14 protein-coding genes are annotated in these 14,182 nt (G+C 70.1%); 11 read left to right on the forward strand and 3 right to left on the reverse strand.

What is annotated here, in order from left to right:
- Window positions 1-755: 755 nt before the first annotated feature.
- From OCT49_RS38100 to OCT49_RS38110, 3 genes are all read left to right on the forward strand, one after another.
- Window positions 756-1,286: a P-loop NTPase family protein gene (locus tag OCT49_RS38100; protein WP_283849805.1), complete on the forward strand. Its 531-nt coding sequence runs from the start codon at window positions 756-758 to the stop codon at window positions 1,284-1,286.
- Window positions 1,287-1,511: 225 nt separating this feature from the next.
- Window positions 1,512-2,132, forward strand: a complete 621-nt coding sequence (locus tag OCT49_RS38105) for a helix-turn-helix domain-containing protein (protein WP_283849806.1) — start codon at window positions 1,512-1,514, stop codon at window positions 2,130-2,132.
- 110 nt (window positions 2,133-2,242) lie between these two features.
- Window positions 2,243-4,687, forward strand: coding sequence for a DEAD/DEAH box helicase (locus tag OCT49_RS38110; RefSeq protein WP_283849807.1), 2,445 nt, complete (start codon window positions 2,243-2,245; stop codon window positions 4,685-4,687).
- A gap of 2,546 nt (window positions 4,688-7,233) precedes the next feature.
- Here the strand turns inward: OCT49_RS38110 and OCT49_RS38115 are convergent.
- Window positions 7,234-7,815 (reverse strand): GNAT family N-acetyltransferase, encoded by a 582-nt coding sequence (locus OCT49_RS38115; protein WP_283849808.1) that lies wholly within the window; start codon window positions 7,813-7,815, stop codon window positions 7,234-7,236.
- Between the two features lie 14 nt (window positions 7,816-7,829).
- A complete protein-coding gene (locus OCT49_RS38120; protein ID WP_283849809.1) occupies window positions 7,830-9,068 on the reverse strand; it encodes an NsdA family TPR-like regulatory protein in 1,239 nt (412 codons plus the stop codon).
- Between the two features lie 172 nt (window positions 9,069-9,240).
- On the opposite strand from OCT49_RS38120, the gene OCT49_RS38125 reads away from it, so the two are divergent.
- On the forward strand, window positions 9,241-9,702 hold the full coding sequence (locus tag OCT49_RS38125) for a hypothetical protein (protein WP_283849810.1): 462 nt from the start codon (window positions 9,241-9,243) through the stop codon (window positions 9,700-9,702).
- Complete coding sequence (locus OCT49_RS38130; RefSeq protein WP_283856783.1) at window positions 9,699-10,088, forward strand: DUF6415 family natural product biosynthesis protein; 390 nt, start codon at window positions 9,699-9,701, stop codon at window positions 10,086-10,088. The genes OCT49_RS38125 and OCT49_RS38130 overlap by 4 nt, the downstream gene beginning before the upstream one ends.
- 111 nt (window positions 10,089-10,199) lie before the next feature.
- Here the strand turns inward: OCT49_RS38130 and OCT49_RS38135 are convergent, their stop codons facing one another.
- Complete coding sequence (locus tag OCT49_RS38135) at window positions 10,200-10,430, reverse strand: hypothetical protein (RefSeq protein WP_283849812.1); 231 nt, start codon at window positions 10,428-10,430, stop codon at window positions 10,200-10,202.
- Window positions 10,431-10,694: 264 nt separating this feature from the next.
- Between OCT49_RS38135 and OCT49_RS38140 the strand changes: the two genes are divergently transcribed.
- The 6 genes from OCT49_RS38140 (at window position 10,695) to OCT49_RS38165 (ending at window position 14,178) form a co-directional block, all read left to right on the forward strand.
- Window positions 10,695-11,534 carry a hypothetical protein gene (locus OCT49_RS38140; protein WP_283849813.1) on the forward strand — a complete coding sequence of 280 codons (840 nt, stop codon included), beginning with the start codon at window positions 10,695-10,697 and terminating at the stop codon, window positions 11,532-11,534.
- 116 nt (window positions 11,535-11,650) lie between these two features.
- Window positions 11,651-11,899 (forward strand): hypothetical protein, encoded by a 249-nt coding sequence (locus OCT49_RS38145; RefSeq protein WP_283849814.1) that lies wholly within the window; start codon window positions 11,651-11,653, stop codon window positions 11,897-11,899.
- A complete protein-coding gene (locus OCT49_RS38150) occupies window positions 11,896-12,921 on the forward strand; it encodes a conjugal transfer protein (RefSeq protein ID WP_283849815.1) in 1,026 nt (341 codons plus the stop codon). The genes OCT49_RS38145 and OCT49_RS38150 overlap by 4 nt, the downstream gene beginning before the upstream one ends.
- A complete protein-coding gene (locus tag OCT49_RS38155) occupies window positions 12,921-13,241 on the forward strand; it encodes a hypothetical protein (protein ID WP_283849816.1) in 321 nt (106 codons plus the stop codon). Before OCT49_RS38150 ends, OCT49_RS38155 begins: the two co-directional genes overlap by 1 nt.
- Entirely contained in the window at window positions 13,238-13,495 is a 258-nt protein-coding gene (locus tag OCT49_RS38160; protein WP_283849817.1) for a hypothetical protein, read from the forward strand. The genes OCT49_RS38155 and OCT49_RS38160 overlap by 4 nt, the downstream gene beginning before the upstream one ends.
- A gap of 119 nt (window positions 13,496-13,614) precedes the next feature.
- Window positions 13,615-14,178 (forward strand): hypothetical protein, encoded by a 564-nt coding sequence (locus OCT49_RS38165; RefSeq protein ID WP_283849818.1) that lies wholly within the window; start codon window positions 13,615-13,617, stop codon window positions 14,176-14,178.
- The last annotated feature ends 4 nt before the right edge of the window (window positions 14,179-14,182 follow it).

A 14,182-nucleotide genomic window follows, 5' to 3' on the forward strand; every position in this document is an offset into this window, starting at 1 on the left:
GCACCAGCCACAACAGGGCGTGCCCGGGGGGCGGAGCGCCCCGGGCACGCCCGGGGCGGCGCGGCACCGGCCCCAGCCCCCCGGGAAAGGTCCTCAGGCGCGCCCCAGCACGCCCGCGCCGCTCCCCGCCCCTGTGCCCCGTCCCGTCGACGGCTGCATGCTGCGCCCGTCATGCCGTCAGGCACGGCCCCCTCTGCACCCTGCCCCGCAGCCGGGCGGAATTCGGGCCGTCAGGCGCGGCTGAAGAGCCGTCAGGCTCTCCAGCCCGTGCTTGGGCGCTCCCCCAGCCCCCGCATCGCCGCGCCTTGGCCCCCGCACTCCGCGTTCCGGGCCTGCGCTGCGGCCTGATCGTGGCGGGTAGTAAGGCCGGTAGCGCGGAGGGGGCGCAGCGGTGTGACGGGCGGGGTGTGGGTGTGGGCCTCGGCGAGGTGCTGGCCGACGACAGTTCGGCGCTAGCGGGCGGCCGCGCTCGGCCAGGGCCGCGCCGAGGCCCACACCCACACCCCGCCCGTCGGTTCGCTGTCGTGTCAGGTGCGCCTGCCTCCTCGGCACGCCCTCCCAGCGGGTACGTGCAGGTGCACCATGGCCGGCCTTGTCGGACCGTCGACGCCGAGTGGTCGCGTCGCTGCCTCCGGGGAGGGCCCGCCCCGGAAAAACAGGATTAGGCAAAATGGGGTGGAAAATGCTCCCGAGTCCGGGATAATTAATTTCCGCTGCACTGCCTGGATCGCTCGACAAACAGTTAGGAATATCCGATGAAGAAGATCGCCTTATTCGGCCCTCCTGCGAGCGGGAAAACGACGATCGCGAAAGAACTTTCCGCTTCGCTGGAAATTCCTTGCACTGACCTTGACAATGTGCTGTTCACCGAGAACGGTCCTCTTCCACTCGATGAATTCCGGGGCAAGGCCGAGCGGATCACGCGGGGGGAATCGTGGGTGGTCGAGGGGAATTACTCAAAGCTTGCAGACGTGGTGTGGCACCGGGCGGATGTCCTGGTCTGGCTCGACCTCCCGTTGCCCCTGATCGTGCGCCGGATCGTGTACCGGAGCCTGCGCCAGCTCACCGGCCTGGACGCGAGCATCCAGGCGCAGCGGCTCACGTGGAAGCGTGCCTTCTTCGGGCGGCGGTCCCTGCTGCGCACGGCTGTCCGGAAGTATCGCAACAACCGCCCCCGGTATGCCCGGCAGGTCGCCGAGACGGCCGAGCTGGGCGTCCGTGTCGTACGGCTCCGCAGTGGGCGGGAGGCGGATGCATGGCTCGCGCGGCAGCTCTCGGGACGGTGAGCGGGTCGCAGGGGATGAAGGCGGCACCGAAGAGTCTTAGATACTGTAATGTTGTAACTGTCGAATGCTGGGTCGGGAAAAGGTCGAGGCCGACGGAGAGCCGCTCTGAGAGCGACCCGGCACACCGCCGGCCTCGTAACCACGTCGCAGGCCCGGAAAAGGAACCAGCCTGCACCCAAACTCTACAGGTCGCACCTGCGGCACAGCAGCCCTCGAGGAGACGATGTGATCCCCCGTAACCGGCCGGTCATCAACGAAGCCGACGTCGCCCGCCGCATCGGCGTGCCGCTGGCCACCTGGCGCCGCCGCGACGCTCCTGGCTTCCGCAGCCGCGTCCCCAGCCTGCTCCCTGAGAGTCGCTACCTGGTCTACGACCTGGCCCAGGCCGAGGCCTACATCGACGGCAAGCCGATCCCCGCACTGCCGCAGGACGAGCACCCCGAGGACCTGCTCACCGCCGACGAGGCCGCCGCGGTCCTCGGCATCAACCCGGGCACTGTCCGCGCCTACGCCGTTCAGGGCTACCTCTCGGCCGGCACGACCGTCTACGGAGCCCGGCTGTGGCCCCGCCGCGAAGTCAACAAGCGCCGCGACAACCCGCCGGGCCAGGGAAAGGGCGGCGGCCGCCGCGCCGGCGAACCTCAAGTCCCCCGCAAACAGCACTCCTACGAAGGAGACCCGCGGCTCCGTACCGCCAGTGAGGCCCTCGCTGCGGCGAACAGCGCGCCCAAGAGCCGCATCGCCGCCGAACTGGCCGCAGAGCACGGAGGTACACCCCGCACCTGGGAACGGCTCCTCACCGCAGCCGCGGCGCTCCAGGACGGCGCCCCCGAGGCCCGTGCCTGAGAGACCACCCCTGACAACGAGCGCACGGAAGCGGGCCTCCCCGAGGCGGGGCACCGCATCGGTGCTTCCTTCCTGATTACGCGTCACCCGCGAAAAGGAGAACACGGGACATGACCGTGATGAAGCTGCGTGACCACCAGATCGAGGCCGTGAGCGCGATTGTGCGCGGTCTCGATATCCCGCCGGGCGGTATTCCCTGGAATGGTCTGCGCGGCCAGGTGCACGCCGCGTGCGGAACGGGAAAGACCATCATCGCGGCGGCCTCCGCGAAAAGGATTGTTCCCAAGGGCCGCGTTCTCGTGGTGGTGCCGACCCTCGATCTCCTGGCGCAGACCGTGAAGGCGTGGAGCAGCGTCGGGCACAGAGGGCCGGCGGTCATGGTGTGCTCGCCGCTGGAGGATCCGGAGCTGTGGCACCTGGGAGTGCGGTGCACCACGAACCCCGTGCAGCTGGCGCTGTGGCACGCCACGGGGCCAGTGACCATCTACGCCACCTACGCCTCGCTGGGCGTGCTCAGGGAAGCCTTTGAGGGCGCCTACGGCCAGAAACTCGGCCCGGTGGACCTCGCCTGTGTCGATGAGGCGCACCGGACGTCGGGGTCGATGGGGAAGGCGTGGGCGGACATCCATGACCAGACGAAGATCCCGGCGCGCCGGCGGCTGTATCTGACGGCGACGCCGCGGATCTGGGAGGAGCGGCTGAACCGTGAAGTGGCCGAGGGGGTGCGTGACCCGTTGCCGCGGGAGATGGCGGCCTCGATGGATGACGAGAAGGTCTTCGGGCCGGTCCTCTACAAGCTGTCGCTGGCGTCGGCGGTGTCGCGCAAGTTGCTGGCGCGGTACCAGATCATCGTTCTGGAGCTCCAGGACCCGGTCGTGACGCCGGAGCGGCTGATGGGTGAGGAGCGGCACACCGAGGAGGTCCGCGGGCAGCGCCTGGGTGCCCTCCAGGCTGCGCTGCTGCACACGATGGAGCAGCACAACCTGTCGACGTGCATCACCTTCCACCACCGGACCATAGAGGCCGCGGCGTATGCGGAGGGTCTGGAGCGGGTGGCCGAGCGGCTGCACGCCGACCGGCCCGAGAAGTACCCGGCTCGGATCTGGGCGGACTGGCTGTGCGGTGAGCACGTGCCGGAGCGTCGGCGGGAGGTGCTGCGCGGGTTCGGCTCCACCGCCCGGCGGGCTGTGCTCTCGAACTGCCGCGTCCTGGGTGAGGGCGTGGATATCCGGGCCGTGGACTCGGTGGCCCTGCTGGACCCCAAGGGGGCCCCGCACGACATCGTGCAGGCGATCGGCCGCGCTCTACGTCAGAAGCCCGGTGAAGGAAAGCTCGCTTCCCTGATCGTGCCGGTATTCCTCCGGCCTGACGAAAGCCCGGAGGATATGTTCACCTCTGGTTCGTACCGGCCTTTGGTGAAGGTATTGGAAGGTCTGCGGGCTCACGATGAAGAGGCAATCGAGTTGCTGGCTATTCCGCAGGAGCCGCAGAAGGACGTCGTGCAGCCCTCCAGATACCTCGGTGCTGCGCCTGGTGATAACGAGGAGGAAACCCGGTTGCTGCTCCGTTTCGCGGCTCCCAGGGACCCTGTGATGGTCGCGGACTGGGTCAGCTTCAACGTGATCGACACGGAGCGGCAGGACTGGGCTCGTGGCTGGGCGGCGCTCAGGGGCTTCGTCGAGCGCGAGGGGCACGCCCGGGTGCCGTACGAGCACCGCGAGAGGGCGTTTCCTCTGGGGCGGTGGGTCGCGGAGCAGCGGCGGGCGTTCGGGGCGGGGCAGATGGCCGGGGTGCGTGCCCGGCGGCTGGAGAAGCTGGGCATGGCCTGGTCGGCCGCTGATGCGCGGTTCCAGGAGAATCTGGCGGCGGCGAGGGTGTACTACGAGCAGCACTGGACGCTGTGCGCGCCCCGGTCGGCGGCGGTGCTGGACAGGCCGGTGGGGCAGTGGCTGTCCAACCTGCGCCGTCCCGGCGCGCTGGCCGGGCACCCGGAGTGGGAGGCCGCGCTGGTGGCCCTGGACGAGGACTGGAATCCGTCGTGGCCGGCGCAGTGGCAGCGGCACTTCGCCGCGCTGCGGGAGCTGGTGCGCGACGAGGAAGGGCCGGCGGAGGTTCTGCCCGGGTTCACCGTGCACGGCATGGACGTCGGCAAGTGGCTGGCCCAGCAGCGCAGGCCCGAGGTCTGGGCGGCCCTGGTACAGGGTCAGCGCGAGCGCCTGGAGGCGGTCGGTGTCACCCCGCTCCCGGTGACCGTGCTCCCGGAAGTCCCTGCCCCGGCCCCGGCCCTGGCGGAGCCAAGCATGCCCGCCGAGTCGTCCACGGCGCCTGTGAGCGCCTTCGAGAGGGGCGTGGCGGCCCTGGAGCAGTACAAGGCCCGCACGGGCTCTGTGAAGGTGCCCAGGGCTCACGTGGAGGTGTTGCCGGACGGGTCGGAGGTCAAGCTCGGAGTCTTCCTGTCCAACACCAAGTCCAGGCGCGCGAAGCTGACCGTCGACAAGCTCGTCGCGTTGGCCGGCCTCGGGCTGGAGTGGGCGGCCATGGAAGGAGCGGCGTGATGATCGCAGCCGCGGAAGAGCGGGGTGTGCAGGATGCTGTGCGGCGGCACGCCCGCACCAGGGCCTTCGCGGAGGCGGAGGGCTTCGTCTCGGCTGTGCTGTCCGACCCTCGGGTGCAGGTGACGCGGGGGCGGGTGGACGGCGGAGACGGAGCTCGGCATGGAGCTGTGCATCCGTCTCCAGTCGTTCCAGGACCGCTATGACCAGGCCGTGGCGGGTGGCGACGTGGCCCGGCTCCCGGGATCTGCCCGGGCAAGCACGGCCGCTGGGGGCGGATCTGCGTCCTGCCCGACGGGCATGAGACCTCGATGGAGGAACCGCACTGGGGCCGCAACAGCGAGGGCCAGCCGATAGCGTGGGTGGGCAGCACACCTGACGACTGGTGAGCGGCGGTGGTAAGACCGGCGGAGGGACCCCGGGGCGCAGGGCGGCCCGGGGTCCTCCACTGTCCGGGGCCGGGGACGCCTCTCCCAGGTCCTACACGCACTGAGGTGCGATGCCCGGGGGTTCCGAGCTGCGGCATCGCACTGGTGTGCGTGTAGGGCCTGGGAGCTTGGGCCGCTCCCCCTCACCGAACTGCGGCGCGGCCAGGACCAGTTCAGTTCGGAGTGAGACGACCTGACCGACAAGCGCCAGGCGCTGGCTGGCCTCGGGCTGGAGTGGGCGCAGTAGCGCAATGGGGGCTCTATGGGTCCTGCTTTCGGTGCCCTTCTACATGCTGTGCAGCTAGTCGGGGGGAGCGGCAGCGGAAAGCTGCGGTTGGCGCGACTCCCACCGCGAGCAACTTTCAGTGACACTTGAAGCGGTACTGAAAGTTGGCTACGGTGGGGGCTGCACCAACCGCACGGGCAAGCCCTGCGGCATCGCCCCGGAAGGACCTGTGGAATGACCGTGAGCAAACTCCCGACACCCGTGTCTGAGACGGCGACTGTGGCGGTGCGCAACGCCCGGAACACCCTTGCCATGGTGGCCAAAGGGCCGATCCTCCGAACGGGCAACCCTGATGACTCCGCGCGTGTGGTGCTGTGCTGGGGCGAAGGCGGCGCCGGGGCCCTGAACAGGTGGGAGGTCACGGCCTCATGGCGCGGTCACGGCTTCTGGGTGGCACAACACAAGGGGGAGTGGTTCATCACTCGCGAGCGAATGCACCCGGCGGACCTCAGTAAGAACCCGAAGCAGTGGCGCAAGTCTGAGCAGGTCCGACACTCGGACCGCCGCCCGATCCGGAGCCGGGCAGAGGCGGAAGCCCTGATGATCGCCCGGGTAGAGGAGCGGCGTGGCCGTGAGTCCAAAGTGCGTGGGATCATCAAGGCCGCGGCCGATGGCCCGGCTCCGAAGTGGACCCCGGCCCCGAGCATCATCAAGCCGCGCAAGGCCCCGCGTGCGGACTGGTCCCCGGCTGACGTACTGGCCAAATGGGGCGACTCGGTGAGCTACGAGGAGATCATCGAGGAGGAGGCCGAGGACGTCGCCACTTTTGAAGGGGCTGCCGGTCCCTCGGGGCTCGTCGAGTGCCAGGCAGCGGCCGAGACCACAATCAGCCAGAGCGCGGAGGCCGGAGAGATCAAGACCGGAGCACCGACGGGGGCCAGCACGCCGGCGCCTACCAGGGTGTCCGACCCGGGCAGTGTCCAGACGTGGGAGGGCGGCGGCACGGTTCCGGGCGTCGATGATCCCTGCCCGACAGCGCCCTGTCAGGGCGTTAATGCGAACGGGTCGAGCGAGATTCTCCTGCAGGTGGCAGAACCTGTCTCCGACGCGCCCGTAGTACCAACACCCGTCAAAGGCGTGCCCCGGTACCGATTCAGGCGATGCGACGACCGGGGATGCTACCCGGTGACGGTCGATGGCGCGTTTGTCGGCCACGTCTACCGAATTCGCTGCACATGGTTGGCCATCGGCCTTTCCGAAGAGCATGCGACCAGTCACACCAGCCGCGCGGCAGCAGCGGCCCGACTCGTAGCGCTGATTGACATGCGGGTCGCTGCTGAAGCCGACATGGCGCGCAACATGCGGCGGCGCACTGAGCCACCCCAGGGATGGCGCTTCACCATGTGGGACGCGGTCGGTCCGGGCGACATCGTCCGAACCCCGGCCCGGTGCCAGCCCGTACAGGGAGCCTCGGACGGCGGTCCGTTGTATCCGGAAGTGTGGAGCGCCCCGGTGACCTTGACCGGTGTCGACTATCTGTCCAGCGGGGCCATTGTGGCGCGTGGACAGGAGGAGGGCGCGCCTGCATGGTCCGGAATGGGTGTCCTCCTGTCCACGCCAAAGTTCGCTGAGGTCGGCGTCCTGGTGCCGGAGACGACCCCGGCGCGGACGACCCCGGCACAGTGGGTCGGCGCCCAGGCCGAGGGAAAGGGAAAGGTGCTCTTCCCCTTCGGGGGAAGAGGTGTCGGCGGCTGCGTCACGCTGACCCATGCCGCTGACCTGCGAGGACAGCGGGCAAGCGAATCCACCGTTGGCAACCTGTTGAGCAACCCGTTGCGCAACCTGTTAGGCAACCCGTTACGCAACCTGTTGAGCAACCGGTGGGCCTGCGGGCTTTACGTCGACATGGTGGCGACGGTTCCGTCGTGTGGTGGGAGATCGAGCAGCATGGCGTGGAAGAGCGGGGCGGCCGGGAGGGTCGGGCGTAGGCCGCCCAGTGTCTGCCAGCCCCATGATTCGTACAGTGCCCGGACCTTGGGGTGCTCCTGGAGGACCAGGAGCGTGGCGCGTTGTTCGGGCCGGGGTATGAGCAGTGCGTCGTGGAGTCGGCGGGCGGTGCCGGTCTTGCGCCAGGGGGCGCGGACCATGAGCTCGCTGAGTGCGTAGGTGCGAGTGCCGGTCTCGGTGATGGTGTCGGCGGGTGTGTCGGTGAGCAGTCCGCTCCACCACCGGCTGGCGGGAGGCAGCGGGGCTCCGTAGGCGTAGCCGACGGGCTGGTCGTGGTCGTAGGCGACGGTGCAGGTCCAGCCGGGGCGGGTCATCCAGCTGTCGAGTCCTTCGGCGAACCGGTCGAGGGCGCAGAACGGGTCGCTCTGTGCCTCCTTCGCGTAGACCTCGGCGTAGATGTCCAGCAGGAGCGGGCGCAGGCGGGGGGTGTGGCGGGTGGTGTAGTGGCGGATTTCTATGCCGGTGGTCACTTCGGGTGGTTCTCCTATGCGGTGGCGAGGGCGCGGTGGAGGGTGGCAAGCCGGTCGGTGATGGCGCGGCTGCCGATGTGTGTGGTGTCGATGGCGGCTGTGGTGGTGTGGGCGTCGGTGGTGTTTCCCTGGGCGAGCTGGAGTTCGGCGAGCTGGACGGTGTAGTACGCGTGGCTGCGGCGCAGGCCGGGTTCGAGGAGGGTGAGGGCCTGGGCGGTGGCGGTCTCGGCGTCGGCGAGATGCCCCATCGCCTGGTGGGTGATGGCGGCGAGTCCGCTGATCTCGGCCGTGGTGAGGAAGTTCAGCCACCGGGGTGCGGGCTGGGTGGGGTCGATGCGGTCGTGTGCGGTCTGGGCGGCGAGCAGGGCGCGGGCTGCGGCGGGGCGGTTGCCGGTGTGGGCGTGGCTGATGGCCAGGCGGGATTGGAGCAGGGCGGTGTAGCGGGGGTTCTGGCGGGCTGCGCGGCTGGTGAGGGCGGTCTGGCTGATGCGCAGAGCTTCGCGGTGGTGGCCGCCGCGGCGGGCGTGGATGGCGAGGTCGGACCAGGCTCGGGCCTGGGCCTGCGGGTTGGATCCGAGGATGGCTCTTTGCAGGGCGGTGGTGCGCCACCGGTGTGCTGCGTCCAGGTTGCCGGCGTCGTCGGCGGCCCATCCGGCAGAGCTGCACAGCGATGCGATCGTGGTGTGGAGTGCCTGTTCGACGCGGGGGCCGTAGGTGCAGTGGTCGGCTGCGGTGGTCAGGCGGTCGAGGTAGGTGGTGGCGACGGTCAGGAGGGGTTCGCCGCCGATCGCTGCGAAGTGGGCGTCGAGGCGGTTGATCCTCTCCCGGGCGCGGGTGATGTCGCTCATCGCGAGGCGGCCGCCGGTGGGGGTTTCGTCGATGCTGAGGGCGAGGGCGACTGTGGTGGCGGCGGTGGCGATGATGAAACGGCGGCGGCGCACGGGCACCTCCTTCGTCGGTGCGGGAGGCCTTGGGGGGGTGGGCAGGTTCGCGCTGTTTTTGCCTCGGGGGATGAAGCCGAGTGCCTGCGCCGGGCGGTCGAAGAGCTGTTCCAGGGCGTGAAGGTAGCGGGTCCAGGGCCATCGGACCTCGCCGCTGATCCAGCGCCGTACGTGGCGGTCGGTGCACTTGCGGGGGTGGTTCTCCCCGAAGATCCGGGCGGTGACCTGGTTGATCTCGTCGGCTAGGCCCTGGTGTGTGAAGCCGTACTCGGCCATCACCGCCTCGAGCCGGGTGTTCCGCTGCCTGTCCATCAGGTCCCCCCGTAAGTACCGGTCGCGGCGCGGACGGTAGTCCTGCCGGTTTTCTCCTGTTGGTAAAACTGTCCGGTCCCTGGCCGGTACTTGCCCGGAATCCGGCCTGAGCCCACCCGAACGTGTCGCGGTTGTCTGGGAGTACGCCGACAACCGTCCCGGGGAGGCCCTCATGCCGAACTCGTCCGGCCACCACCGCACCGCCCGGCCCTTACCGGCCCGGGTGCGCAGGAAGATCGCAGCGCTCCGCGCCCCGGCATCAGACGGGCCCCTCGTCGTCCCGGTGACCGCGGTGGCGCTGTATGCCGTGGTACCGGTGCCGGGCACCGAACACCTGGTGCTGCCTCCTCTGGCCGCGCACGCAGAGGCACGGGACTGGAGGGTTCCGGCCGGGTGTGCGGTGACCGACACCGGGCCACTCGACCAGGAGACGGAGCTGCGGCCGGGCTGGGCACGCATCCGCGCAGCGGTGGACGGCGGCCGGATTTCCGGGATCGTCGTCCCTTCGTTCGCGCACATCGCCTACCGCTGGCACGACTGGAACGCGCAACGGTCCTGGCTGCTGGGCCGCAATCTGTTCGTCACCGCCACCGACACGGTCACGGGTCTGGAACCGGAGGAATCACGGGCATGAGCTACGGCGTGCTGCACGACCCCGAGGCGCTCCTGGCCGAGGAGCTGCCGCTCGACCGTACCCCCGTCACGGCGCTGGCCGACGCGATTCTGGCCCGGAAGAACGTGAAGGGTCTACGGGCGGGCGACTGCGCGCAGATCGCGCTGCTCCTCACAGGGCACGCCCGCGTCGTCGCCGCCGAAGTGGGCCGGCGCTTCGAAAACCTGCCCAAGGACAGTGACCTGCGGCCGCTGATCGACCAGGTCCTCCAGGAAGCGGAGCGCCGCCTGTCGGTCACTTCCCGGACCACCCTTGCGTACGCCCAGCAACGGGCCCGGCTGGTGAAAGCGCTGTACCGGGCGCTGGACCGGCTCCCCCAACCCCGGCCCGCGCCCGAGGACTCCTGACCTCTGCGGCTCCCCCGGTGGCACGGGATGAAGGAACCCTCGGGTCGGAGAAGGTTTCCATCCCCGGGGGTTCCTTCGTCTCGTGAGGACGGCCGGATGCTCGGGCCTCGGTCAGCCCGCCCACCCGATGTCACGGACCTCCAGACCGTCGCGGTAGGCCACGTACGAGACCCAGCACCGGCTCCCGAACACGTCGACAACGTCCTCGCCGCCGGGCGTCGGCCACCGGTCGGGTCGCTTCGCGACGTCGACGATCAGGTCCTGCACAGTGCTCCGCGCCGCGGCGGACGGCAGCCCGTCCATCACCTCCGCGGCCAGCCACTCCAGCCGTACGTACCGCATTCTGCGCACCCCCGGTGATCGGCAGGAGAGCACGCTACGACGGAACGTCTGGGCTTGCCGGGGCCTGTGGATATCCCGGTGATGGGCCTGTGGCGGCCAACGGCAGTAGTGGCATCTGGTGGTTACCCGGGTCAGCGCGAGCGCTCAGTGCGACGTGGGTCTGCTTTTGGGCAACCTTCTGACCTGCGCATTTGATGGTTTGGGTCAGCGGTCGGGTCAGGGGTGCTGAGAAGAGTTCACGGCATCACCTGAACGGGAGCTGTCGTGACTGGAACGCGGGTTTTTGAGTCGCTGGATGCCGAATGGGCGCTGGTCTGCGCCGAGGCCGGGAGCGCCGAGATGGTGCTGGGCTGGTTGCAGGAGGGCGGGGTGGTCCTCAGCTGCGGGCGAGCAGCAGGTCTCGAGGATGTGCTGGCCGAACTGGGGGGTCGGGACCGGGGGCAGGGGCGTGTGCACAGTGACCGGTGGATGCGGGTGCTGCTGGAGCGGGCGGCCGGTGAGGGTGTTGGTGCGCAGTTGGCTGCGCGGGTGGTGGTGCAGGCGATGGTGCCGGGTGCGGTGCGGCTGACGCAGCGGCTGTTGCGGGCCGGCCGGGATTTCGACGAGGTGGGGCAGGTCGTCGTCGCGTGCCTGTACCAGGTCGTACGCCGGTACCCGTTGCAGAGGGCGGGCGGGGTCGCGGCGAACCTCCTTTTGGAGACGCTGCATCTGGCGAGCCGTGAGCTGAGGGCGGATGCGGAGACGGACGCGCTGCCGTGGCACCCGGCCCTCGAATCGGCGGTGGTGTTTGACGGGCCGGTGGCCGATCCGGCGGAAGAGGTCTGGCAGACGGTCGTCGGACGGCAGGCTGTTGAGGCCGGGCTCCTCGCAGCTGGTGAGGTCCCGGACGGTGCGCGGGGCGAGCTGGTCGAGCTGCTGGTGTGGGCTGTGGCTGCCGGACTGCTCGAGGTGGTACGGGCTCGGGTGATCGCGGAAGAGTCCCGGGCTGGGGCGCGGGAGAGCGCGGAGCGGGCTGGTGTGTCCGCGATTGCGTGGCGGCAGCGTCGGAGCCGGACCGTGCGGCAGCTGCGGTCGGTCGCGGACCGGTGGGTGCAGGCGGCGTGATGACGATTTCTCAGATTTCTCGGCTGTGGCTGTCACGTCTGGGGGGCGGGCGCTCCTTGGTCTGGGTGTGCGGCGGAACGGCTGCCGTACTCGGGCTTGGAAGGGGTGAGCGGGACATGGCGGATCCGGTGCTCGCGGCGGAGGACGGCGGGGACATCGAGCTGCTGGTGCGGGCGCGTCGACGGTTGCGTGATCTGGTGGTGCAGCTGGAGGTGGCGCCGTTCGCTGACCGAACGGCGCGGTCCATGCGCGCCTACCTCGATGAGGATGCGGCACCGGCCCAGGCCGCGTTCGCCCGCTGGGCCGCGTTGCCGAAAGCGGCTCGGGACACGCTGGCCGCCCGGATGCGGCAGGAGCAGCCGTGAAGCGCCGCAAGGAGCAGCCGCAGGATGTGCTGCCTGCCGAGGCGGGTGGTTGGGCGCTGGGTTCCCTGGGCGGTGCGGCGAACGCGGTAACGGTGATCCGCCGTACGGCCTGGGTGCTGTTGGTGGCCGGGCCGGTTCTGGCGGGGTGGGCGCTCGTGTCCCGGCCTGCGGTCACGGCGCCTGCGGCCCCGGTGCGCCAGGAGCAGCCGGCGGCCGGGCAGCCTGCGGGGCCGGGTGGGTTCGCCGAGTTGTTCGTGAGCGCGTATTTGACGGCTGGGGAGGGCACCGAGGAGTTCTTGGCGCCGTTCTTGCCGAATGCCCGCGAGGTGAGTCTGACGGCTGATCCGGGCGTGCAGCGGGCGCAGGAGGTCGCGGCGGTAAGGGTGCGGGCCGTGTCTGCCGGGTACTGGTCGGTGACCGTGGCTGCCCGGGTGGTCTCGGCCGGTGCCGCGGGCGGGAAGAAGACAGGGCTGGAACCGGGTGGGGCCGGGCCGGTGCTGCGGTATTTCCAGGTTCCGGTCAGGGCCGGTGCGGGCGGGGGTTTGGCGGCTGTGGCGCTCCCGGCCGAGGTGGGTGCGCCGTTGTCGGGTGAGGCTCCGTCGCTGGCGTATGGGCAGTCGGTCCCGGTCCGCAGTACCGATCCTGCTGCGCAGACGCTCACGGGGTTCTTTGCCGCCTATCTGGCCGGCCGCGGCGAGCTCGACCGCTACTTGTCCCCCGGGACGGCCCTGGCCGCGGTGTCGCCTGCCCCGTACGGGCGGGTCGAGGTGGCCCGGTTCGCCGAGGTCGGCACGAACGACCCGTTTGGCACCGACGAGCGGGGCGTTCCCGTGTCCGACGGGGAGCGCAGGCAGCTCCTCGTCGATGTCACCGCATCCGATGCCGGCGGGCAGGAACGGCCGCTGACGTACGCCGTCACGATCACCGCGCGGGACGGGCGCTGGGAGATCGCATCCGTGGAAGGGGCCCCCGTGCTGAGCAAGGAGCCGGTCGGGGCCGGGACGAAGGAGAGCGCGCAGTGATGGACGTGACGGTACTGGCTGGGGCGATCGACGACGTCGACCAGCTCACCCAGAGGATCACCGGTTTGCTGGTCGGCTCGGTGATGTCGTTCATGGTGGTTGCGGCAGTGGTGACTGCCTGGGCCAAGTCGAAATCGATTCTGGCTGCCGGTGTGGCGCTCGCCGGTGGCGTGGCGTTGTGGTTCGCGGTGATGAATGCTGCGGTGTTCCGCGACAGTGTGGGCGAGGACATCGCTCCGAACAGCGGCTCCGTGAAGAACGCGGGCGCTGTTCATGCGGTGGTCCGAGTCGTCGAACCGGTGGACGGTGCGCGGCGATGACCAGCGTTCTCGCCGTCTTCCTGACGGCAGTTGTGGTGCTCTTCTCGGTGTCGCATGTATGGGCCAAGGTCCGCTCACTGTTTTCTTCGGTCGCAGTACTCGTCGGCACGGCGCTCTTCTTGTACGTGCTCCTGGCGGCCGTGTTCCACGACAGCGCCGGTGTCGAGATCGTCTTCGACGGTTCCGTGAAGAGCGCGGGCGCCGGTCACACGGTGGTCCGGGGCATCGAACCTGCGGCCGGTGAGCAGCGGTGAGCGGCGTTGCGGCGCCGGAAGTGCTGGTTGGCCGGTGCTACACCCGGGCGCGCCGTCACCCTTTGATGATCGGGAAGTGGCCGGGTGGGCGGGGCCGGATCTGGGGTGGTCCGTACACGGTGCCGCAGATCGTGGTCCTGGCCGCCTCGCTCGCGGGCCTGGTGCTGACGCGGGGGGTGTGGGCTCATTTCGGGCTGTTCAACTATGCGATCGCGATCGGTGGGCCCTATGGGTTGTCGCTGCTGGTGCGCCATATCCGGGTCGACGGCCGTAATCCGCTGGCGGTGGCCGCGAGTTCCGCCTCGCTGGTGGCGCGGCCGCGGGGAGGGCGGCTGGGCGGTCGTCCGCTCAGGTCGCGGGGTGGTCACCAGCCGCTGATCGGGGTGTGCAGCGTGACCTGGGCCGCACCGCAGCCCGGGGCAGGTGCCAGGGGCGCGGGCCGCCCCGTGCTCCGCCCGGTCCGGTCTCAGGCTGCGGCCTCCCGTGTGATGGGCGCCGGCCGCACCACCACAAGCGCTTCTGTGTCCGAGAGCCCTGTGCCCGTCGGCCGGAAGGACGTCGGCGCAGCCCGTGGAGCGGTTGGCCGTCGGCCGGCGCCGGTCGCGGCTTCGTTGCTCGCCGCCCGGCGCCGCGGCCGCCAGTTCAGCACGAGTGATGCGCCTGTGGCGCAGCGAGGGGAGTGACCTG

Source organism: Streptomyces sp. ML-6, assembly GCF_030116705.1.
GTDB lineage: Bacteria > Actinomycetota > Actinomycetes > Streptomycetales > Streptomycetaceae > Streptomyces.